This window comes from Gottfriedia acidiceleris (assembly GCF_002128425.1).
GTDB lineage: Bacteria > Bacillota > Bacilli > Bacillales > Bacillaceae_G > Gottfriedia > Gottfriedia acidiceleris.
This window is the reverse complement of sequence record NZ_NESS01000006.1, coordinates 277,144-301,338: the sequence shown is the minus strand read 5'-3', so window position 1 is coordinate 301,338 and position 24,195 is coordinate 277,144. Positions and strand designations below refer to the sequence as shown.

Here is a 24,195-nt window from a genome sequence, read left to right as displayed (position 1 = left end):
TTTATTTTTTAGGTAGATAAAAGTTCGGATCAAATCCGCTTCTCTCCATCATTAATTCATCTAAACTTCTAAATTGATACCCTCGTTTATGTAAGCCAGTAATAATTGCATCCATCGCTTCTGCATTATCCTTTGATACAGTATGCATTAAAATAACTGCTCCAGGATGAATCATTTTCATCACATTATCATAAGCATATTTCCAACCTCTTTGTTGATCAACCTTCCAATCGACATATGCCAATGACCAGAAAATATTTTCATACCCTTGTTTATTAACTAGTTGCAAAGTACGTTCACTAAAAACGCCCCTTGCAGGTCTGAAATATTTCATATCTGTTCGGCCAGTTAACTCCTGGTATGCAATTTTCACTTGTTCCAATTCCTCTACAATCTTTTGATCACTTATGGTTGTCATATCAGGGTGACTCCATGAATGATTTCCGACAATATGCCCCTCATTTACCATTCGTTTCACTAATTCAGGATTTTCCTTAATATAATGCCCCGTTATAAAAAAAGTCCCATGTACACCATGTTTCTTTAAAACATCCAAAAACTTTGGTGTAAAACCATTTTCATAGCCATTGTCAAACGTTAAATAAACATCTTTTTTGGTAGTATCCCCTAAATAAACTGACCCCGTATTTGACAATAATTTATTAAGTTGCTCACCTGCATCCGGTGGAACCTCATTCTTCGCACGAACAATTCCCCAGCCGTGTGGCGTATTACTATAAGCAAATGTTGTACTAGGAAATACTAAGAAGAAAGTAAGAATATATACAATAATTTTTTTCAATTCATTCACCTCACTTAAAATTAGTATCTGTAAATAAATTAGAAATATGAAAAGAAATGGTGTATTTTTGCTAGAAAACTAAAATTTTCTAGCAAGGATTTTTGTTGAAAAGGAGATGCTTTCGAATTAAGATGTTTTTTGATTCGGAACTTAGGACCATTCAATTTTAATTAATTTACCCTAAAATTAGATTTTTTCTTCATAATTTAACTACTTATTTGTACAAAAAAAGCAATGTCATAAAAATGACATTGCTCCCTAAACTAAAATTATTAAAATACCTTCTCAGCCATAGTAGCTAATTTTTCAAGTGAACTCTTATCTACATCTTTATGCAATGAATTACCATGAGAATCCATTGTTACTACTGCTTTGAAGTCTTCAACTTGTAAGTGCCACATAGCTTCAGGAATACCAAACTCTAGGTAGTTTACGTCTTTTACTTCTTTAATACATTGTGAGTAGTATTGTGCTGCTCCACCAATTGCATTTAAGTAAACGCCGCCATGTTCTTCTAGAGCTTTTAATGTTTTTGCACCCATTCCGCCTTTACCGATTACAGCGCGAATGCCGAATTTTTTCATGATATCGCCTTGGTATGGCTCCTCACGAATACTTGTAGTTGGACCAGCTGCTTTAATATGATATTTGCCATCTTCATCTTTTAATACTACAGGTCCACAGTGGTAAATAATTTGTCCATTTAAATCTACTGGACAATCGTGGTCTTTTAAATGATGGTGGATTGCGTCACGTCCTGTGTACATCATGCCACTAATTGAAACGACATCTCCAACTTTTAAATCACGAATTTGTTCTTCTGTAATTGGAGCGACTAATTTCACTTCACGAGGTGCTTCAGTCGTGTCATCCGTTTCATTTGTAAAGCTAATTTCTTCGCCTTCGCGATATAGCCATTCTGAAATTTCACCAGTTTCAGGATTGATTTTCATTCCTAAACGACGGAATGCCCAGCAGTTATACGCTACTGATACGAAGAAGCTCGCAGGTAGACGGTTCATCACACCAATTTTACAGCCAAGTAGAGTTGTTTCTCCACCAAAGCCCATTGTTCCTACGCCAAGCTTGTTCGCATTTTCCATAATGTAATCTTCCATTGCTTTAAGCTCTGGAATTGAATTTTCATCATCAGATAAACGGAATAATTGATCCTTAGCAAGCTCATATCCGCTAGTACGGTCTCCACCAATACCAACTCCGATGAAACCTGCGCTACAGCCTTGTCCTTGTGCTTGGTATACGCTGTGTAAAATACATTTACGGATACCATCTAAATCACGACCTGCTTTTCCAAGTCCTTCAAGTTCGCATGGTAAGCTGTATTGGATGTTTTTATTTTCACATCCGCCACCTTTTAAGATTAAGCGAATGTCGATATAGTCACCCTCGTGTTGCTCAAATTTAACAACAGGAGTACCCGGTCCTAAGTTATTACCACTGTTTTTACCAAATAAAGAATCTACAGAGTTAGAACGAAGCTTACCGTCTTTTGTAGCTTGTTCAATTGCAGCGTAAATTGCTTCTTTTATCACAAGTTGGTTTACCCCAACTGGCGTTTTCACTTTAAAAGTTGGCATACCAGTATCTTGGCAAATCGGTGAAACATCGCCTTCAGCCATCATAATATTGTTTGTAATCGTTTCCAATGCGATGGCACTTCTTGTACCTGCAGTTTCACTTGCTTTAGCTTGTCTGATTGCTTTACGTACATCTTTTGGTAGATTTGTTGATGTTTCTACAATTAATTGATAAATACTTTCTTGTATGTGTTGCATTAATGCTCCCCCTTAAACCCTTTATAAAAAATACAGAATGTTCCCCTTTTCATTATAATACAATTTTTAATAAACGGAATAAAAAAAGCCCTTCAGAATTAGTTTCTGATTTGGGCAAATATTTAGCTACTTCTACAGTTAATTGAGCGACACTCACAATTATTCCGTACACATTTTTTTCGCTTTCCAATAAAAAAAGCCCATTATAATGGACTCAATCTGGGCGATTAACTTCACGACATTTACTTTCTAAGTCATCTAAAACTGATAATAATTGATCTAGCTCTTCTAAGCTTACTTCTTCAGCTTCTAATGATTCAATTGTTTCCATTACTGAATTAAAACGTTCTTTAATATAAGATAATTGTTCAACTGTGTTTGACATGAAATGATCGTCCTTTCTAATTCATTTATATATTTATTATAACCTTCTTCCCCTATATATCGTAAACTTTCGACATTTTTTTATATTTTAGGAAGTTATTTCTATACAAGGCTTAACTTTCTTTCTTATAATAGTTGAGGAAAATTAAATTAATCTAATACTTATGGGTGCAGTTTTGTACCTAAAGGAGTAATCAAATGAAAAAATTATTACAACAAATAACACCTACATATGATCCTTGGGAAGCATATTTAGATGTTGAAGAGTATGGTAAAAACATACTTACAAATGTAGAGTTTACGACTACAACGATTTGTAATATGCGCTGTGAACATTGTGCTGTCGGATATACTTTACAACCAAAAGATCCAAATCCACTACCAATTGAGCTAGTATTAAACCGCTTAGAAGAGATCGAAAAGCTTCGTTGTATTAGTATCACTGGTGGGGAACCAATGCTTTCTAATAAAATGTTGAACGGTTATGTTGTGCCTTTATTGAAATATGCACATGAACGTGGAGTTCGTACTCAAATTAACTCAAATCTTACATTAGATTTTGAAAGATACGAAAAAATAATTCCTTATTTAGATGTGTTACATATCTCTCATAACTGGGGAACTGTTGATGAATTTGTAGAAGCTGGATTTGCGATGATGGATCGTAAACCGACTTATGCGCAGCGTGCAAAATTATTCGAAAACATGATTGAAAACAGCCGACGCCTGGCTGATGCTGGCGTTATGGTATCCGCTGAAACAATGCTTAACAAACGTACTCTTCCATACTTAGAAAAAATCCATCGTCAAATCGTAGAAGAAATGAAATGCCAACGACACGAAGTACACCCGATGTATGCCAGTGATTTCGCTAGTACACTAGAAGTGTTGACAAAATCAGAGCTACGCGAAGCAATTTCTACTTTACTTAGTGTGCGTGATGAAAATATTTGGATGCTCTTTGGTACTCTGCCATTTTATCCATGTAGCGATGATCAAAACGATTTAGATATCATACAGAGATTATATAATAGTAAAAACGTAACATTACGAAATGACCCTGATGGTCGTTCTCGCTTAAATGTAAATGTATTTGATGGAAGCATCATCGTTACTGACTTTGGTGATGTACCTCATCTTGGAAATATTCAAACTCATACATTACAAGAAGCATATGACACTTGGACATTATCAAAAACAGCAAATGAACTAAGCTGTCATTGTCCAGCAGTTAAATGCTTAGGACCTAATATTCTTGTAAAAAACAGCTATTATCCTGAAACTGATTTTTCGAATAGAAGTACTAAGATTTTAAAAGGAATTTAAATTCCGGGAAAAGGAACATGTCATATTTGTGGCATGTTTTTTTGTGTACTGAACTCTAGTTTGTTCAAAGCATGGTTCAAACAAAAAAAACCACAAGGAAAATAATTTACCTTGTGGATTTCTCTATTATCTAGGGTGCGGCGAAGTAAAGTAACCAAACGAAACATAATCCTGAACAGGAATCCATGCACCTACACCTTGTGATACTACATTCTTAACTTGTAGAGTTCTTTTATTACCTTTTAAGATTAAGTACACTTCTCCAAATGTGACTTTTCCTTTTTCATTAACTGCAGGAGCATAAGCATATAAATAGCCGAGTTGCTTTGGTGGTACATTATATACTCTTTCATTTTTAGTTCCTGCTCCAACGACTGTTTGGAATGCTAGTGGGAGAGTTGTTTTTTCTGATGCATCATGCATCATTAAATTAATCACGTCATCCGAATTCCTTACTTTAGCAGTTAAACCACCTTTAACAATCTGTTGTGAATTTTGGTAGTATTTTATTCGTTTGTACGCTTTTTCTCCTCTATTATCTAGAAAGTTCGTATTAATTTTTTTATATTGCCAATTGATTGTTGTCTCATTTGATTCGTAATTTAAAGGCCAAACTCCTAAGAAAATTTTCGCATTATAGCCTACTGCAAATGGTGCTTTACTGACAGAGGATTCATTAAACATACGAATTAGATTTGGATTCTCAATTTTTACATTTGATGAATTTAATAACTGCTTAGCTAATCCCCCTGGTTGAAGTTCTGGAAGGTCCTGAGTTGGATTAGGATAAGTATTTTCTTTTGTCACATTTGCAGCCGAACGTGGGACTTTAATTTCTGAATTAGCTGCAAAAGTTGTTTGTCCATTATTTAAAGAAATAAATAAAATTGCTATATTAAAAAGAACGAATGGCTTAAACCATTTAGACATATTCATGCCCCTTTCACAAATAAGGAAATTATTACTCTTAGCATGAACATTTTATGTAAATATATGTATTCCTTAAAATGAAAAATTTTACGATGAAGTCAGCTTAATATATAATTTCTCTATTGGACCTCTTAACTTTTGCAAAATAGGTCCAATACTAAATGTAATTAAGACGGTTCCGATTCCAATTGGACCTTTTAGTAGAAATGCTAATACTAAAGCGAACACTTCACCAATCGTTTTCGCCACTCCTAAGCTTACTCCGAACCGCTTATTTAGGGAGATCATTAAATCATCTATTGGACTTAAAGGAAACTTTGCTTGCAAATAAATCGCAATTCCAATTGTCATACTCAAAATGGCTAGTACTAATTGGATATATCTAGTGACCATATTAGAATCAAATAAATGCTCAGACTCCACAGTTAGCCAAAAATCAAGAAACCGTCCTATTAAAATAAACGTAATTGTAGCAAGCCAATCCGGTCTTTTTTTTTGTAAAAATGCATTTACAAACAATAGTACTGATGAGTTAATGATAATCCAATTTCCAACAGATAAGCCAAAGGTTTTCGACTCTCCAACAGCTAATGCATCCCATGCACTAGCTCCTAGGTTAGCTTTAATAGCTAAACTAATTCCTAAAGTTAAAAATAGTAATCCAATTAAATAAAATAGAATTCTTATTATTATTTTCAAGTATTACCACCTTCAATTTTTGTTTTTATAATAGATAGAACCCGATCCCCATAATGAAATAAGCAGCTAATAAAGTTAACCCTTCAAACCAGTTTGTATCTCCATCATTCATAATGGCAATTGTTAAGAATACTGAAGTGACCATCGCAACTAATTCAGGGATTGAAAATATTAAAGGCATGCGATGACCTAGAAATAATGAGCAAATCACTAAAACTGGTGCTACAAACATAGCGATTTGTAATGAAGAACCGACAGCTATTTCTACCGCAACGCCTACTTTATTTTTATATGCCATAACAATAGCAGATGCATGTTCAGCTGCGTTACCAACGATTGCAACAACGATTATACCAATAAATAATTCAGTCCATCCAAACTTATCTCCAACTGTCGTAAACGTGTGGACTAGCTTCTCTGAAACATATCCAACCGCTACAGTAGCGATTGCTAAAATGATCATTGCTTTCCATGTTCCCCACTCTGCTTCTTCGTGTTCTTCTACGATCTCTTGATTTTTAGCTACGTAAACCCCACGATGTGTAACTAACTTGAAGTAAAGTGCTGCTAAATATAAAACCATTAAAACAATCGAAACGCCCACACTAAGTGTCATCTTATCATTTGCAGTCATTTTAACAGAAAACATTTCTGGAATGACAAAGGCTAGTACTACTGCAAAGATCAGTAACCCTGAATTATGTCTAGCATCATAAACATTGAAGCTTTGACGCTTAAATTTTAGTCCACCTACAAAAAAGGATAATCCACCTACAAGAAGTAAGTTACCTATTACAGAACCTGTCAATGATGCTAAAACTACTTCTACTAAACCGTTTTGTAATGCAATAATCGCAATAATTAACTCTACCGCATTCCCGAATGTTGCATTTAAAAGTCCTCCAATTCGCGGGCCAGCTGCAATCGCTAAACTTTCAGTAGCTCTTCCCATAATGCCAGCTAATGCAATAATCGTTATACAGTAAATGATAAATAATAGAATCTCGCTCCAATGCATCAAGCTCCCAATTACCGATAATGGTACACCAATAAATGTAACAATAAAAAATAAACGATGAGCCATAATAACCTCCTAAATAAATATCCTTATTAAGTATCATATGCAAAAGACTTAAAAAAATAGGTTTAAATGTAAAACAATTAACAAACACTTAAAATGTTGATGGCTAAATCATCTATAAAAGTTTAGTTTCTACCTATATGGTTCAAAGGATTATGACCTCGAGAACTAGAATTACTTAAGTTGGAGATTTGGTTGGTATAATCTATTTCTACCTCCCCATCTTCTGAACTAGGAGGGAGTTAATAAAATGATTCAACAAAATATTTTGAAAGTACTTAAAGCGAAACAATTAGGTATATTTACAACCATTCGTGAAGACTTTCCGCATAGTTGTTACATGGTATTTTTCTTTAAAGGCCTAACACCTTATATCGCTACAAATAAGAATTCACAAAAAGTAGAAGATATAAAAAAGAATCCAAACGTACATATACTACTTGGCCATGATGGTGATCGATTAGATGATAACTTTGTTGAAATGTTTGCAAGTGCTGAAATAATTGAAAATGCTAGTCCTGAAGAGAAAGTTTGGACAGAGGAATTGTCTAGATGGCTTGAAGGTCCCGAGGATCCTAACTATGTACTCATTCAAATGAATCCAGTTAAAATCGGGTATGTAGAAAAAGCAGGAACAGAACCTACTTTTATAAAGCTTTAAAAAAAGAAATCTTATCTAATTGAATTTAGATAAGATTTTTTGTTGTTGAAAAAGAAACTTGTCATTATTTTTATTTGATCTACTTTTATTTGACTGTTAATAACTGTTCAAAGAAACCACCTATCGCAAGCTCTCGATCTATAAAGTGTATCTCTAGAATCCAATCTCGTGGTTGACCGTTTTTATCAGGTTCTCTCATAGGAACTTTATTATCTTGATGAATATAGTTCTCAACTTCTTCTCCTTGAATTCGTTCGTGGGGGAACTCACCTATTAGATGACCTGCGTGTGGACCACCATATTCCCATCCATATTTTTTTGCAAGATCACAAACATATGCGAAGAGTTCACTACCTGTGATATTTGGCCTTGATTGAAAGAAAGCTTTTCCCTCTTCCCAAGCCTGTTCAATATCATTACGAAGCTTTAATTTGACTGGGTCTTCTCCAAGAACGTATGTCCTGCCGAAATCTGCTTCCCAATCTTCAAAAATCGGACCAAAGTCAAGAAAAATAATATCTCTTTTCTTTACGGTTAAATCTGGTGGATTTTCTCTATAAGGAAATAGAGTGTTCTTTCCAGCTCGCACAATGCGTTTATGCCAATATTTTTTAATTCCGAACATTTGAAATGCCAATTCATAAATTTCTTTATTTATTTGTTTTTCTGTTACACCATCACGTAATATACCATTTTCTTCAACCGCTCTAAATAGTTCTTCAGCCTTCCTTTCTGCTTCTCGTAAGGCTGAGTGTCTTTTTTCTAGAAATTGATTCATCTTACCTCCACCTCGCATAATAATAATTTTTAATTCTATTACTACATTATGTTAATTTCTATTTTTAAAAAATTTTACCTCTTTAAACTTTTCAAAAGCACAATCAATTTATTAGGTATTTCATTACTTTATCGAAATAACTGTCTATTGGATTTGCTGTTTCCACAATAAGATAATCATTTGTAGGTCTTTTTGTATTGTTAACCCATTCATGAAATGCTTCTTCATTTTGTACCTCATGTATTTGGCTTATCATTCGCTCCCGCTTTTTTAATCTATAATTAATTTCATTAAAATTATTGAGATAGCATTCAACAAATTTGTATTTAGCATTATGTTTTTTTGTTAGTAAGGTTCCCTTTTCTACCAATTCTGTATATAAACAAGGGCTATCCAAAATAACATTTTGTCCTAAAGAAAGATGAAAATCGATTAAAGACCATTCGATGTCATATGATATTTTTCCTACTTCCTTTGGATCAACATTAGGTCCTAATGATTCTAGTAATGGCGATTTTACAATATCATGATCTATAACAACCGCACCTGTCTTTTTCGATATCAATCTTGATAATGTTGACTTTCCTGAACCTGGAAAGCCTGCCATTTGAAGAAAAAACATGTAATACACACCTTTCATACTACGCTCATTTAACGAATCTCAATTTCATTCGACAAAAAAAGCACATCTCCTGCTTTACGATGTGCTTTTTATGTTTAGTTATTTTAGAGTTTGATTTCACAAAGAAAAAATGGGTATTAAAATTAAAAATGATCCTAAAAAGAATATTAATCCTTTATTTATACCATGGTATAAATAAAAATAGTTCAACTGAAAAGTATGTACTTCCTCTATTTCTTGCTTACTCATGACGTTCTTTTGTATGAAAATATGCAATTACAATTATGCCAATACCAATGATTTGTCAAACCAAGCCCCTGATGAAATATAATTATTCAAATCCAGTCTAAATTTTCCCTTATCGAAGCGTTTTATCTAAAAAAATAGCACTTCCTTGTTTAAGTAATCTGGCATTTACGTTTAATAACCTCAGTTGTATAAATAAAGCTAGTTCAATATTATAAGAATCTCGTTTCGGAAATGAAATAATGTGGATTTTGGCAAAGAAAACTTATTTCTTTACGAACAGATCAGGAAATAAAACGATGCCTTCGTCTCATACATAAGAAGCCATTCGATTAAACTCGAATGGCTTTTTGAACTTTCGCTTTAAGCTTCTTATTTATTAATAAAAATAAACATGCCCCTATTAGAGCTCCTATTGAATCAATTACTACGTCATGTACTAACGGAGTTCGATTTGCAGTAAAGGATTGGTGAAATTCATCCGAAGCTGCATAAAGTATCGAAAAAATTACTCCTACGAAAAAGGAATTCTTCACGTAAAGCTTTGCTAATCTTGTAGCAAAATAAGCAAGTAAAAGATAGATTGAAAAATGGGATAATTTACGAATAAAGAACTCTGTAAATCCAGCTACTCCAAGCTCTTTTATGCTTACTACATGACCAGCATAGCTAAAGTCGACAAATGTAAAATGCTTCATTAGATTATATAAAAATGTTAAATGACTGATCTCAGGCCTTATATCTTGTTTTTCATATGGTGTTGCTGATGAATAAAATATAATGCCGGCTATAAGGATAACTGGTATCCAATAACCAATAAAAATTCGAATTCTACTTTTGGATTCCATGATATTCCTTTCCAACACAATTGACTTATTTTCTATACCTTTATTTCTATAAAATTCTATTAAAATAGACACTATTATGAAGAAAATCTAATTCATAAAGTGTCTATTTACGTTATTGGCTTACATGCATATTCTCTTCACGGTCTTTTGCACGTTCTGCAGGTGTTAATTTATTATATTCAGTTAGGAAGTTTTGATAGTTATCGCATACCTTATTTATTTCATCATACTCAACTAATTTTCCATAATGAATCCATAAGCCTTTTGTGCAGAAGTTTCTAACTTGACCTAATGAGTGACTAATAAAGAAGATTGTTTTACCTTGTTCTTTAAAATCATTCATTTTATCTAAACAACGCTTTGTAAAGGTAGGATCACCAACAGATAATGCTTCATCGATTACCATGATATCTGGGTCGATATTTACAGAAATGGCAAATCCGAGCCTAGATCTCATACCACTTGAATATGATTTAACTGGTTGATTAATAAATTTTCCAATCTCTGCAAATTCAATAATATCAGGCGTGATTTTTTCAATTTGCTTAATTGTAAGACCCATCATCAAACCTTTAAGTCGAATATTTTCCAAACCAGTTAATCGGTTATCTAATCCAGCTTGAATCGCAATTAGTGAAGCAACTCCATTTACTTCAACTTCGCCATCATTTGGCATTGTTACACCAGCAATTAAATTAGACATTGTACTTTTACCTGAACCATTTAAACCAATGATCCCTACAATTTCACCTTGTTCAATTTCAAAGGAAATGTTTTTTAGCGCATGAAAATATTCTCCGCCTTTACCACCAAAGAATAAATCCTTCAGTTTGTCAGTCGGTTTATTATAAATTTTAAATTTTTTAGTAACATTTTTAAAAACAACTTTTTTTGTCATACATTTCACCTTCTATAGGAAATCAACAAACTGCTTCCTGAATTTAACATGAAAAATTGAGCCGATAATGAAAAAGACTAGCAATACACCCCAAAAGTAAAAAGTATAACTAGAGAAAATAATATCTGAATGACCATATAATAATGCGCCACGATATCCCTCTACAATATAATAAAACGGATTAAGTTTCATTAATTGAGTTAAAATATTTGATCCTTTTGGTTCCCACAGAATAGGTGTTAAATATAAAAGCATTCTAGTAAATGATTGAATTAATAAATGAACATCTCTAACCATTGTAGATAAAGTAGATGTTAGTAATGCAAGTGCTATATTAAATATTAGGCCGGTAATCATAAAATAGATCAAAGCAAATATATTCATCTGATCGATACCTTGATTAAAAATAACACCAATTATTAATACGACCATCATGAATAGATGTGTATTGAACCTAGATAAAACGACATAAGATGGAATGATACTTAAAGGAAAATTCATCTTTGAAACTGTTCCGATTCGGTTAAAAATCGAACTTGAACCTTGCATGATTGCTGCACTAATAAAGAACCACGGAATTAATCCACAAAGCATCCAAAGAAGAAACGGAATTCCATTAACTGGAGCTCCTCCCCTTATTCCAGTACCGAAAGTCACCCAGTAAACAGCTATTTGAAAAAGTGGATTTAAAAATACCCAAATTACGCCAAGTTGGCTATCTGCATATTCTTTACGCGTCTCATAAGATGAAAGACGAAAAATTAATGATAAGTTTTTAGCATGTTCTTGTAAAACTGTTTTTATACTACTCATAAATCAACCACATTCTTTTTTATTTCTTTATATAAAGTTCCGTAATTAACAAATTTCATATCAGAATCACTTGAAGTTGGTACACAATTACGTGTATCAAATAGGACAGCTTGCTTCATTTGTTTAGCAAGTTTATTGTAGTCCATTGTTTTAAATTCATTATGATCTGTTAATACAAGAATTAAGCTTGCATCTTCCACAGCTTCTTCAGCAGATAAAACATTAATTTTCTCAGAAGATACATGTGGATCATGAATTGTGACATTTAGTCCCTCTTCATTCAATAACTCAATAATTTCCATTGCAGGACTTTCTCTCATATCATCTACATTGCCTTTGTATGTCACACCAAATGCTGCAATTTTAGGATTATCTATACCTGAAACTAGTTCTTTTACTGAGTCTACAACATATTTAGGCATAGAAACATTCGTATCACGAGATAATTTGATCATACCAGCTAATTCAGGAGCTTTCGCTACAATAAAGTATGGGTCAACAGCAAGACAGTGACCTCCAACACCTGGACCTGGTGAATGAATGTTTACACGTGGATGTTTGTTTGCCATTTGAATAACATCTAATACATTGATTTCTAATGAGTTACAAATTTTTGTCAGTTCATTTGCTAAAGCAATATTTACATCACGGAATGTATTTTCCATTAGTTTAGACATTTCAGCAGTTTTTGCATCTGTTTGAATAATTTCGCCTTCTACAAATGTACGATACACTTTTGCGCCTGCTTCACTACATGCAGCTGTAATACCGCCTACAATACGGTTATTATGAATTAATTCGTGTAAAATTTGGCCTGGTAATACACGTTCAGGGCAGTGAACAAGATAAATATCTTCCCCTACAGTAAATCCAGCTTGTTCTACTAGTGGTTTTACAAAGTCATCCATACTTCTAGGTGCGATTGTTGATTCAACGATTAAAACATTCCCTTTTTTTAAATAAGGAATTACTTTATGAACCGCGTCTAATACATATGATAAATCACATGATTTATTCTCATCATCATTATTTGGAGTTGGTACCGCAACAATAAATGCGTCAGCCTCTTCAGGAGTTAAAGACGCTCTGAAAAATCCTTTTTCTACTACTTCTTTAACCATTTCGCCTAATCCAGGCTCTTCTATATGAATTTCTCCAGAATTTAATTTATCTACAACACTTTTTTGTACGTCTACACCTACAACAGTTGCTCCATACTTCGCAAACATAGCAGAAGTTGGTAATCCTATATACCCTAGTCCAATTGTGCAAATTTTCATTTTACTATAACCTCTTTCAGAAATTTTAATAATTTCTACTCTTTCGCTTCACTAATAGTTTACTGATATTTAGATTATAGTAAACGTATTATTAGTAAACTTTTTGGATAATTGGATAAAACTTAAATCGCCATAACTTACCTTTTCAATTAAAAAACAGATAAATTAGAAAAGCACCAATCATCATTTTAAATTAGTAGAAATTATATTTCAATAAATATCTATTTATCTTATTAATCTTACAATTAATTTTCACATTTCGACTCTATTTTACATTAAATTAACTAAGATTTAACAAACTTGTATCTTAAAGAGAATAGTGAAAGGAGATAAACTACTTTTCTTAACTTACTATTCGTCATTTTAGGGTTTGATTTTAAGGATAAATAGATTTTTAAAGCTCGCTGATCTTTTAATCGTAATGTATCTGCTATAAACTTTGGTACCGCACTAAGATCATCTTTAATCGATTCATTTCGAATTGTTCTCATAAATTCATTACCAACAGAAGCAAGATTCAACTTCTCGTGATCTGGTAGTTTATTTGCCTTTATATTAATTGAGTTAATAAAGAATTTAAGCTGTCTTCTTTCAATATGAATTAATTCTTCCGTAAAACCATTTTCTTCAAAATAAGATCGCAACTCTTTTTGAAGTACGACTAATTGATTAAAAAATTGAATTGTTCCAGATTTAATTAGACTATTTTCAGGGTCTTCAATTCGATAACCGATGACATCGATGTTGCAAACAACTGTACAGTTTGATTGTAGCAAAGATTTCTCTGTGAATAATAAATCTTCACCAACACGTAGTTCTTCGTGAAATAAAATTCCTTCGCGCTCGAGAAGTTCTTTTTTAAATAATTTATTACTAGCAGATGGTGTAAGGTGTAGCTCAGGATTCTTTAGAATCTGTCTATTTTCTGGTAAATTTTCTTTAAAAACTTCTTTCATATAATCTAAACGCCAAGTTTTTTCGCTATTAAAGCATAAAATATTACCTATTGCCGTATCAGCGTTATATTTTTTTGCTAAAGAATATAATTGGCCATATGAATCTGGGTAAGCAATGTCATCTCCATCTAAAAAAGCAATATATTCCCCACTTGCATGTAATAAACCTGTATTTCTTGCGGCACTTGGCCCCTTATTTTCCTGTTTAATAAACTTTGCATTTTGATACTTTTTTGTGAATTCTTCTGCTAAAACACTACTTTTATCAGTCGAACCATCATCGACAACGATCAGTTCAATATCTTTTAATGACTGATTCATGACAGATTGTAAACTTTCCTCAATAAATTTCTCTTTGTTATAGTTAATGACTACAACACTTAACTTATAATTGGTCATCTAGCTAACCTCTCTATGCATAGAAAGGTAAAAAGAAATATGGCATAATCCCTAGTTCTTTTTACCTTCTCTACTAAAATATTCACATAATCGATAAATTTTTAGCTTACCATTGCCCTTTCACCGTATAAAACTTTTTCGTAAATTCCGATGAAAACTTTCTTCTCATTATCCCAATTGTATTTATGTCTTGCTTTTAAACAGTTTCTGCTCATTTCGTCTCGAACTTCAGGGTTGTCTAATAAATAGTTCACACCTTCAGCTATTGAATCAATATCGTGGGAGTCAACACATACACCAGTATGTTCACCTTCAACTACCTTTTGGATCTCCGGAAAGCTACAAGCAACAACTGGTACGCCGCTCATCATGTACTCAAATAATTTATTTGAAGACGCTGAATAGTGATTAAAATTTATATTATTTAATACTTGAAACCCTAGATAAGCATTTCTTGTATAATTAAGCAATTCATCTACTGGTACTTTATCAATAAATTTCACTCGATCTTGTAGTTGTAGCTCTTCTACTAATTTTAAAAGAGTAGGCTTTATCTTACCATCACCAATAAAAACAATGATCCCTCTTTTATATAAAGGTGCAGCTTTTACAATTAATTCTAATCCACGCCCCTTTTGTATACCACCTTGATAAAGAAGGATTGGTTCGTCTTCACTAATTCCTAGTTTTTCATGAAGATTAATCGCATTACTTTCTTCCGGCTTAGATACAAATGGGTAATTGTGAATTACCTCAGGATATGGAATATCATATAATTCTTGCGTATATTTTGCTCTAGTATTATTTTCGTGAATCATCACATCAATATATTTAATTAAAAACTTCTCAATTTTTCCGAATATCGGATTCTCATAACCAGATCGACTAGATTGTACTTCATGTGAATCATAAATTAATTTACTTTTTTTGAATACTTTTGCACAAATGATTCCTTGAGGTAAAGTATTTAAGTCATTCGCATGATAAATATCGTAATCCCTTTTTAGACCATGATAGATCATTTGTAAAATATTATAGCCTCTTGTTAAGAGTACTTTCATATAACGATTTCCAAAAAGGACGATTACACCTGCAATTACAATCGTTGCAACTGCATTTAAAAATAAACCTAGTAAAATCAATAAAATAGCAACTAGTTTCATTAATAAACTACTTTTTACTAAATGAAAGATTTTTGAACAATAATGAACAAGATGATAGAGTCCAAATGGTAAACGATTGTTTACTCGGATCACATTAAATCCTTCTTCCATTCGTTCTCTTTTTGGTAATTCTTTTGAATCATCATGTAAAGCAATTAAATCAACATCATATCCGACTTCTGCTAAAGCAGAACATTCACGCAGTACGCGTGCATCATTCGTAAAATGATTAAAAACAAACGCACAAACCTTTTTATTCATGGATTTCCTCCATCACTTTTAATAACACATTAATATTCGTTTTCCAACGTAGATTTTTGTATGCATATTGATAGCCATTTTCTCCATAAGTTTTTCGGAGATTTGGATCATTTGCAAGTTTATATATATTTTCAACCAATTCTTCAGGTGTATCTTCTTTCAATATAATGCCACAGTTCGCTTCATGAATAATTTCACTTGCATATCCTGCTACATCTCCAATGATTGGTTTCTTTACACACATATAATCAATTATTTTCCCAGGCAAAACGGTTTTAAACACTTCTTGGTTTACTAAACTTACATAAGCAATATCAGCACTTGCTACAAGTTTTAAAGTTTCATTTCGGGATTTTGCGGTATGTAATGTTACATTCGTTAATCCGTTTGAATCAATATAATTCTTAACTTCATTTGTATTTTTCCCATAACCAATAATCGAAAAATTAATTGATTGATTCTCTTTTAACATTGCAGCAGTTTTCATAAACTTATGCAAATCCTGTGCTAAGCCTAAATTCCCGGTATAAATAACGGTTATCTTATCTTTTTCTAAATGAGCTTCCTTATAGTCTAATTCACTTTCCGTTAATGAATTAGGTAGAAATGTAATTTTATCCTTGCTTACATTTTTATTTGTCATATATTGAATAAAACTTCGGCTATTAACAATGATCTTCGTTGCTTTTTTATATAATATTTCTTCTACTTTATATGCCACCTTTAAGATTAAAGGATTAGAGAATACTTGTACGCCCGTTAGTGACTCTGGCCATAAATCTCTTATATCTACTATTAATGGAGCTTTTAACTTCCATTTAGCAATTAAACCTGCCACACCTACAAATATTGGTGGAGAAGTAACAAAAATATAATCAAATTCAGCTTTTTGCTTAAAAATCGTACCAATAAATCGTACCATAACTTCTAGATATAAATATAATCTTTTTAAAATACTTCCAGAGTGTTTTTTTATAGAAGGATCAATTCGAATGACATCCTTTTCGTCGATTTGAGGCTCATTCCAAAATTGTTTATCTTCATATAATTCACGACTAGGATATCTAGGTTCTAATGTTAGTACTTTAACATCGAAACCTTTTTCCTTTAACTCTATGTAAATATTTTTCATACGGTTTGCTGCACTACCTATTTCTGGATAAAAATGTTGTGAAATAAGTAAAATCTTCTTTTTATGAAAACCCAAGAATGTCTTACCTCCTGAATAGAATGAATGATTAGTTTAACTTGACAAAATATACGATATTTTACCATAAACCAACCTTTTTTACCATTTTTCTAAAATTGGAAAATTTTATTTGAAGCTACTTGTACTAAAACATCGAATAATATAGTATAATGTCGACTAATTATTTTTTATTTGATATGATTATACTTATTGTATTTGAAGAAACAATACATGAAATGTAATGTTTTGTAATGTTTTTATAAACTTTGGGTATTTTATTAAAATATGTCTAATTTTTAGACAAAATATCCTTACTTGACATATTAATTCCAAAATAATAAAGCAGGTGAAAATGAATGATTTATGCAGAAATATTAGCGGGTGGAAAAGGTACCCGAATGGGAAATGTTAGTATGCCAAAACAATTTCTTGCGCTGAATAACCGTCCAATTATTATCCATACAATAGAAAAATTCATGTTAAACGACGACTTTAAAAAGATTTTAGTTGTAACTCCAAAAGAATGGATTCAACATACTAAAGATATTATTAAAAAGTATATCGGTACAAACGACCGTATAGCTGTTGTTGAAGGTGGTAGCGACCGTAATGAATCAATTATGAGTGGTATTCGCTATTTACAACAAAACTTTGAAATAACTGATGAAGATATTATCGTAACTCATGATGCTGTTAGACCGTTTTTAACTCATCGTATTATAGAAGAAAATATTGATGCTGCTTTACAATATGGAGCTGTTGATACGGTTATTGAGGCTGTTGATACAATTATTCAATCTTCAAATCACGATACGATTACAGATATTCCAGTAAGAAATACAATGTATCAAGGACAAACTCCTCAGAGTTTTAATATTAATCTACTTACAAAACACTATTCTGAATTAGATTCAGAACAAAAAGCGATTTTAACTGATGCTTGTAAAATTTGTCTTCTAAAAGGTGTAGACGTAAAGCTAGTTAAAGGTGAAGTTTTTAATATGAAAATTACGACTCCGTATGACTTAAAAGTAGCAAATGCACTTTTAAAGGATCAGGTGACAACAAAATGATTAATCAAATCTATCGTTTAGTTTCAACAAAACAAATTGAGATAACGTATAAAGAACAATCTTTAGAAGGTGAATATATCGTAGTACGTCCGACACATTTATCAATCTGTGCTGCAGATCAACGCTACTATACTGGTACTCGTGGTAAAGAAGCGATGGCAAAAAAATTACCAATGGCATTGATTCATGAAGGTGTTGGTAAAGTTGTTTATGACCCAAAAGGTGAATTCAAAACTGGCTCACATGTCGTGATGATTCCAAATACACCTACTCAGGTTGATGATGTAATTGCTGAAAACTATTTAAAAACAAGTAAGTTTCGTTCGAGTGGCTATGATGGTTTCATGCAAGATTATGTATTTCTTGAAAGAGACCGTGTAGTAGCATTATCAGAAGACATAAACTTACAAGTTGCAGCGTTCTCTGAATTAATCAGTGTAAGTATGCATGCAGTTGTCCGATTTGAAGAACGTGCACATAAACGTCGTGATGTTTTAGGCGTTTGGGGAGATGGAAACTTAGGATTTATAACTGCTCTTATCCTGAAAAAACGCTATCCAGAAAGTAAAGTATATGTATTTGGTAAAAATCATTCAAAATTAAGCTACTTCTCATTTGCAGATGAAACGTATCAAATTGATGAAGTTCCTGAAGATGTAACAGTCGACCATGCTTTTGAATGTGTAGGTGGTATTGGTAGTCAATACGCAGTAGAACAAATCATTGAACATATTCAGCCTGAAGGCTCGATTCCATTACTTGGAGTATCTGAATATCCTGTTGAAATCAATACACGAATGATCCTTGAAAGAGGAATTACTTTAATAGGTAGTAGTCGAAGCGGACGCGCTGACTTCGTTGAAACTGTTAACTTCCTTCATGAGTACCCTGAAGTAGTCGAATATTTAGAGACTCTAATTGGAGATGTAAATGTAGTTCGTAGTATCGATGATATTCATAATGCATTCGAACGTGATTTAACAACTAACTGGGGAAAATCAGTTATGGAATGGAAAATATAATGTAAATTTGAGGGGATATTGCTCTCCTCTTTTTTATGTTAATCATATAACTCATAAACTATTTTAATAATGAGGAGAAATTACCCAAAATGAATTTTGAAGTAGTAAGACCATCTATTGTAGATCAACCTAAAGTTAGTATCATTATTCCTGTATATAATGTAGAAAATTATATTAAAGAGACAATTGAATCACTTGCTAAGCAAACATTAAGTCCAATTGAAATTATATTAGTTGATGATGGTTCAACTGATAATACGCCAAACATTATCAATGACCTTTTAAGCTTATATCCAAATATACTTTATGCATTACAGAAAAACGCAGGTCCAGGTGTCGCAAGAAATAATGGGTTGACTTTAGCTAAAGGTGAATACATTAGTTTTGTCGATTCAGATGATTTATTACCTGAGGATGCATTAGAAACTATGTATCTAGCAGCAAAAACTGAGGATGCCGAAGTAGTTACAGGAGCTTCTTTAAGCTTTAATAGTACTCGTTCTTGGTATATTGCTAGCCATGTCAATAATGGTGTATATACTCCTGGTACGAAATCGCTTGTTGCAAATAAAGGACTTTTATATTCATTAGGTCCTTGTAACAAAATGTTTAAATCTAGTCTAATTAAAGATATGTCATTCCCAACTGATATTAGGGTAACAGAAGACCACCCATTTATCATTGAAGCTTATTTAAAAGCAAATAAAATTTTTACAGTTGATAAAGTAATCTATCATTACCGTAATCGTGAAGAAGAATCAAATCTTTCTCTTTCACAAGTAGTACGAGTTAATTCTGTTAAAGTTTTACGTGATATCTTAAAAAGTTTGAGCTATTCAAATCGATTATGGAATAATTTAATACCAAACGAGCTAGAGCGTCTGGATGTGATGGGTGTTTATTACCACCGTATCGTTACAGCTGATCTATGGCCTGCCATTATGAGTGCAGTTCGTTCAAAAGATGCTTCGATCCAAGAAGAAGCATTCCAATTAATCTATGACTGGCTTAAAACACTTGACTATAAATTATATAATCGAGTACCTTCTCTAACTAGAATTACATCATACGAGTTGGTTCCTCATTATGGTTTATTATCTCAAAAAGCAAAGGAATTGCATTTAAACTGGTTGAAAGAATGGGTAAAACTTAGTAACCCAGGCACTATGCACACTTTGAAAAACTCAAATAGAAAATTTGATACATCGTTATGTTTAAAAGCATTACAAAAAGATTCAATCAAACCAATTCAACGTCATATTAGCAAAAGAGATCGCAGAAAACGTATTAATAAAATTAAGAGTCGCTTTAAGAGTGCCTTTGCACGAAGAGTAGTTTTTAAGTTTGCTAGTTTACTACCTGCACAAAATACAATTGTTTTTGCTTCAAATAAATCAAAAGGTCTTGATGATTCATATCCTTTTATTTACGAAGAAATTAGAACGAAACGCCCACAATATAAAGTAGTTGATGACTTCTTTAAGAAACGTGAGTTCTCTGATTTATGCAAAACATACTACCAATTTGGCCGTGCTAAATATATTATTCTAAATGACTATCACCGCCAAATTTATAAAATGAATTTTAGAAAAGAAACAGAAGTTATTCAAATGTGGCACGCTTGTGGTGCATTTAAAAAGTTTGGACATAGTGCAGTAGGTTTTGCAGATAGTAATCCAAAACAATTTGAAACAAATGCTCATAAACCTTATACAAAAGTTGTTGTTTCAACTAATGAAGTTGTACCTCATTATGCTGAGGCATTTAATATTGATCAAAAAAATGTTTTACCTTTAGGACTACCTAGGACTGACCTTTTCTTTGACGATCAAACAAAGGATTATGTTCGTAGAAAATTCTTAAATAGATATCCAAAATTAAAAGATAAAAAAATTATTACTTATGCACCAACATTCCGTGGAAACCCAAGAGATCGAAAAACGTTCCATTTAGAACTTGATTTAGCTTCAATGGAAGAAAAATTAGGCGAAGATTATGTACTTGTACTAAAATTGCATCCGGCAGTTACGAATAATGTAAAAATTCCTGAATCTGCTCGTGATTTTGTATTGAATTTAGGCAAGGAAAATATTAATGAAGTGCTGTTAATGACAGATATTTTAATAAGCGACTATTCTTCATTATTATTTGAATATACATTACTAGAAAGACCTGTTATTTTCTTTGCATATGATTATGAGAACTATATGAAAGAAAGAAGTTTCTTCTATGATTATCATGATTTTGTACCTGGTCCAATTACTTCAACTACAAATGAGATTATCGATTTAATCCAAGAAGATCAGTTTGATTTAAATAAAGTGAAAGAATTTAACCAACGTTTTAATGAAATAGCTGACGGACGAGCTTCAGAAAGATTCGTAGAAACGCTAATTAAATAATTTTATAAAGGCAAGTAAGCATTGAAATCTGTGGATTCAACTGTTTACTTGCCTTTTCTTTTTCTTAACCTATTCATAAATCCTTATACAAGGAATAATTTCCAATATTTTTGACAAAATTACTTTTAAATAAGAAATAAACCTTTTATTTATTCGTTTTGAAATGAGGAAAAATTGATGAGTTTTGAATTAATAATCAACCCTGATTTAAAGGACGTTAAAGTTAGTTTAATCATCCCTGTATATAATGTAGAGGAATATATTGAAGTAACGTGTTCATCCTTAGTTAATCAATCACTTAAAAACATAGAAATTATATTTATAGACGATGGTTCAAGTGATCAAAGTGTTGAATTAATTAAGCAATATGCAAAAGTTTATCCTAATATTGTATTAGGTATTCAAGATAATAGCGGACCTGGTATCGCTAGAAATAATGGAAAGAAGATTGCTAGAGGCGAGTATATTGGTTTTGTCGATTCTGATGATTTATTGCCTCACGATGCAATCGAAGCAATGTACCAAGCAGCTCTTGATGAAAATGCCGAAGTTGTTACAGGGCAATCATTAAGCTTTAATAGCACCCAAAAATGGTTTATTGGCAGTCATGTTAGTAACGGAGTAAATATACCTGGAGAAAAGTCACTAATCTCAACCCCTGGCTTACTCTATTCTCTTGGACCATGTAATAAACTATTTAAAGCTAGCCACGTCAAAAATATCAATTTTCCTAAAAATATTAAAGTAACAGAGGACCACCCTTTTATAATAGAAGCATACTTAAAGGCAAATAAAATTTTCACCGTTGATAAAGTGATTTATTACTATCGCTCTAGAGAAGCTGAAGATAATATTTCTTTATCTCAAATTGTCAGAGTTAATTCTGTTAAAGTCTTAAACGATATCTTAAAAAGTCTATCAATTTCTGATCCTCTTTGGGATCAATACATTGAAAATAAATTTGAACGAATTCAAATAAAAGCGCATTACTACCAAAGAATCGTAATGGCAGATATATGGCCGGCAGTGAACAGTGCTATTCGTAGTATGGAGACAGAGACACAAGTTGAGAGTTTAAAACTTTTTTTGGAATTTATAAATAAAATTGATATTAATCTTTATAACAAAATCCCAGCTATACCTCGGATTGTTTCTTATGAAATCGTTAATCGATATCATTTTATGAGTCCAGAAGCAAAACGAATCCATTTAGACTTACTAAAAGTTTGGGAAGCACGTTTAAATCCAGAAATGGCTCATCAATTAGTAACTTCTATACATAAATTAGAAGTATACTCTTGTTTTGCGGCCGTTAAAAAAAATAGTCTATCTCCTATTAATAGCCTGGTCAGAAAGAAAGCAAATAAAAAAAGGAAAAACAAATTCTCAAGTCGTTTAAAAAGTGCCTTCGCTAGACGGGTTGTCTTAAATTTTGCAAAAATGCTCCCAATGAAAAATGAGATTATTTTTGCTTCAAATAAATCAACTGGCCTTCAAGACTCTTATTATTTTATTTACGAAGAACTCATTAAAACAAAACCAGAGTATAAAATTATTGGCCACTTTATTAGAAAGCGTAATTTCTCTGAGTTATGTAAAATGTATTATGATTTTGGGCGTGCTAAATATGTAATCCTGAATGATTATCATAGACCTCTATATAATGTAAATTTACGAAAAGATACGAAAGTCATTCAAGTATGGCATGCATGTGGAGCCTTCAAAAAATTTGGACTTAGTGCAGTAGGCTATAAAGATAGTAATAGTAAGGATTTTGAAATTAAAGCACATACTTCCTATTCCAATGTTATTGTTTCTTGCGATGAAATTATTCCTTTTTATGCAGAGGCATTTAACGTTCCAGAATCGAATGTTTTAGCTTTAGGTTTACCTAGAACTGACTTTTTTTATAATGACGAAATGTTAGAGTCTATTAAAAGGAAATATTTCAACAAATATCCGATGTTGAAAGGCAAAAAAGTTATTACGTACGCTCCTACATTTAGGGGTAGCCCTAAAGAGCGCAAGAATTTTAATTTACAATTAAATCTAATCCAAATGGCCAATAAGCTCCAAGATGAGTATGTACTCGTACTTAAACTACATCCAGCCGTCAAAAAAGGGATAGTCATTCCACAAGAAGCAAAAGATTTTGTCATTGATTTAGGCAATCATGATATGAATGAAGTTCTTTATCTGACAGATATACTAATTAGTGATTACTCATCACTTGTATTTGAATATGCAATTTTAGAACGACCTATGATCTTTTATGCATATGACCTTGAAGAATACTTAGATGAAAGAAGCTTTTTCTATGATTATGATGAGTTTGTTCCCGGACCGATAGTCAGAACAACAGATGAAATAATTAACCTTATTAAAGAAGGTAACTTCAATCTTCAAAAAGTAGCTGAGTTTAATCATCGATTTAATAAATATCAAGACGGTCAATCAGCAAAAAGATTAATTCAAACTTTAATTAAGTAATGAAAGCACTACCGTACTAGTGGTTTTACATGGTCTAGTTTGTATTCCTATGGTAAAATTAATATCATAATTTAAG

At 32.2% G+C, this 24,195-nt stretch carries 19 protein-coding genes and 2 pseudogenes; 6 read left to right on the top strand and 15 right to left on the bottom strand.

The window, feature by feature from the left end; genetic code table 11:
- Position 1: 1 nt before the first annotated feature.
- The 3 genes and pseudogenes from pdaA to B6K90_RS23735 all read right to left on the bottom strand — a co-directional run bounded on the left by pdaA (position 2) and on the right by B6K90_RS23735 (position 2,983).
- Positions 2-802, bottom strand: coding sequence for a delta-lactam-biosynthetic de-N-acetylase (gene pdaA / locus B6K90_RS13840; protein WP_088013364.1), 801 nt, complete (start codon positions 800-802; stop codon positions 2-4).
- 272 nt (positions 803-1,074) lie between these two features.
- Positions 1,075-2,592 (bottom strand): annotated as a pseudogene (locus B6K90_RS13835) (fumarate hydratase); the annotation flags it as partial.
- A gap of 220 nt (positions 2,593-2,812) precedes the next feature.
- Positions 2,813-2,983, bottom strand: coding sequence for an SE1561 family protein (locus B6K90_RS23735; protein ID WP_088013361.1), 171 nt, complete (start codon positions 2,981-2,983; stop codon positions 2,813-2,815).
- A gap of 197 nt (positions 2,984-3,180) precedes the next feature.
- Between B6K90_RS23735 and yfkAB the strand changes: the two genes are divergently transcribed.
- Positions 3,181-4,308, top strand: a complete 1,128-nt coding sequence (gene yfkAB, locus B6K90_RS13825; RefSeq protein ID WP_088013360.1) for a radical SAM/CxCxxxxC motif protein YfkAB — start codon at positions 3,181-3,183, stop codon at positions 4,306-4,308.
- Between the two features lie 126 nt (positions 4,309-4,434).
- Here yfkAB and B6K90_RS13820 read toward each other — a convergent pair whose 3' ends face one another.
- The 3 genes from B6K90_RS13820 to cax all read right to left on the bottom strand — a co-directional run bounded on the left by B6K90_RS13820 (position 4,435) and on the right by cax (position 7,021).
- Entirely contained in the window at positions 4,435-5,238 is an 804-nt protein-coding gene (locus tag B6K90_RS13820; RefSeq protein ID WP_088013358.1) for a YfkD famly protein, read from the bottom strand.
- Positions 5,239-5,325: 87 nt separating this feature from the next.
- Complete coding sequence (locus tag B6K90_RS13815; protein WP_235821803.1) at positions 5,326-5,937, bottom strand: YczE/YyaS/YitT family protein; 612 nt, start codon at positions 5,935-5,937, stop codon at positions 5,326-5,328.
- A 25-nt stretch (positions 5,938-5,962) separates the two neighbouring features.
- Positions 5,963-7,021, bottom strand: coding sequence for a calcium/proton exchanger (gene cax, locus B6K90_RS13810; protein WP_088013357.1), 1,059 nt, complete (start codon positions 7,019-7,021; stop codon positions 5,963-5,965).
- Between the two features lie 247 nt (positions 7,022-7,268).
- On the opposite strand from cax, the gene B6K90_RS13805 reads away from it, so the two are divergent.
- A complete protein-coding gene (locus B6K90_RS13805) occupies positions 7,269-7,679 on the top strand; it encodes a pyridoxamine 5'-phosphate oxidase family protein (RefSeq protein ID WP_088013356.1) in 411 nt (136 codons plus the stop codon).
- 85 nt (positions 7,680-7,764) lie between these two features.
- Here B6K90_RS13805 and B6K90_RS13800 read toward each other — a convergent pair whose 3' ends face one another.
- From B6K90_RS13800 to B6K90_RS13760, 9 genes and pseudogenes are all read right to left on the bottom strand, one after another.
- Positions 7,765-8,457: a M24 family metallopeptidase gene (locus tag B6K90_RS13800; protein WP_088013354.1), complete on the bottom strand. Its 693-nt coding sequence runs from the start codon at positions 8,455-8,457 to the stop codon at positions 7,765-7,767.
- Positions 8,458-8,560: 103 nt separating this feature from the next.
- Positions 8,561-9,079 carry an AAA family ATPase gene (locus tag B6K90_RS13795; RefSeq protein ID WP_088013353.1) on the bottom strand — a complete coding sequence of 173 codons (519 nt, stop codon included), beginning with the start codon at positions 9,077-9,079 and terminating at the stop codon, positions 8,561-8,563.
- Between the two features lie 578 nt (positions 9,080-9,657).
- Positions 9,658-10,173, bottom strand: coding sequence for a VanZ family protein (locus B6K90_RS13790; protein ID WP_088013352.1), 516 nt, complete (start codon positions 10,171-10,173; stop codon positions 9,658-9,660).
- Between the two features lie 127 nt (positions 10,174-10,300).
- Positions 10,301-11,071: pseudogene (tagH, locus tag B6K90_RS13785) on the bottom strand (teichoic acids export ABC transporter ATP-binding subunit TagH); the annotation flags it as partial.
- Between the two features lie 12 nt (positions 11,072-11,083).
- Positions 11,084-11,884, bottom strand: coding sequence for an ABC transporter permease (locus tag B6K90_RS13780; protein WP_088013349.1), 801 nt, complete (start codon positions 11,882-11,884; stop codon positions 11,084-11,086).
- Positions 11,881-13,164, bottom strand: coding sequence for a nucleotide sugar dehydrogenase (locus B6K90_RS13775; protein WP_088013348.1), 1,284 nt, complete (start codon positions 13,162-13,164; stop codon positions 11,881-11,883). The genes B6K90_RS13780 and B6K90_RS13775 overlap by 4 nt, the downstream gene beginning before the upstream one ends.
- Before the next feature lie 284 nt (positions 13,165-13,448).
- Positions 13,449-14,519, bottom strand: coding sequence for a glycosyltransferase family 2 protein (locus B6K90_RS13770; RefSeq protein WP_088013347.1), 1,071 nt, complete (start codon positions 14,517-14,519; stop codon positions 13,449-13,451).
- A gap of 101 nt (positions 14,520-14,620) precedes the next feature.
- The gene (locus tag B6K90_RS13765) at positions 14,621-15,943 is read right to left on the bottom strand and encodes a glycosyltransferase (RefSeq protein ID WP_088013345.1); all 1,323 of its coding nucleotides are present in this window, start codon (positions 15,941-15,943) and stop codon (positions 14,621-14,623) included.
- The gene (locus tag B6K90_RS13760) at positions 15,936-17,150 is read right to left on the bottom strand and encodes a glycosyltransferase family 4 protein (protein ID WP_235821802.1); all 1,215 of its coding nucleotides are present in this window, start codon (positions 17,148-17,150) and stop codon (positions 15,936-15,938) included. Before B6K90_RS13760 ends, B6K90_RS13765 begins: the two co-directional genes overlap by 8 nt.
- Before the next feature lie 338 nt (positions 17,151-17,488).
- On the opposite strand from B6K90_RS13760, the gene B6K90_RS13755 reads away from it, so the two are divergent.
- From B6K90_RS13755 to B6K90_RS13740, 4 genes are all read left to right on the top strand, one after another.
- Positions 17,489-18,205: an IspD/TarI family cytidylyltransferase gene (locus B6K90_RS13755; protein WP_088013344.1), complete on the top strand. Its 717-nt coding sequence runs from the start codon at positions 17,489-17,491 to the stop codon at positions 18,203-18,205.
- A complete protein-coding gene (locus tag B6K90_RS13750; RefSeq protein ID WP_088013343.1) occupies positions 18,202-19,227 on the top strand; it encodes a ribitol-5-phosphate dehydrogenase in 1,026 nt (341 codons plus the stop codon). The genes B6K90_RS13755 and B6K90_RS13750 overlap by 4 nt, the downstream gene beginning before the upstream one ends.
- A gap of 89 nt (positions 19,228-19,316) precedes the next feature.
- Positions 19,317-21,629: a bifunctional glycosyltransferase/CDP-glycerol:glycerophosphate glycerophosphotransferase gene (locus tag B6K90_RS13745; RefSeq protein WP_088013342.1), complete on the top strand. Its 2,313-nt coding sequence runs from the start codon at positions 19,317-19,319 to the stop codon at positions 21,627-21,629.
- Positions 21,630-21,806: 177 nt separating this feature from the next.
- Positions 21,807-24,119: a bifunctional glycosyltransferase/CDP-glycerol:glycerophosphate glycerophosphotransferase gene (locus B6K90_RS13740; protein WP_088013341.1), complete on the top strand. Its 2,313-nt coding sequence runs from the start codon at positions 21,807-21,809 to the stop codon at positions 24,117-24,119.
- The last annotated feature ends 76 nt before the right edge of the window (positions 24,120-24,195 follow it).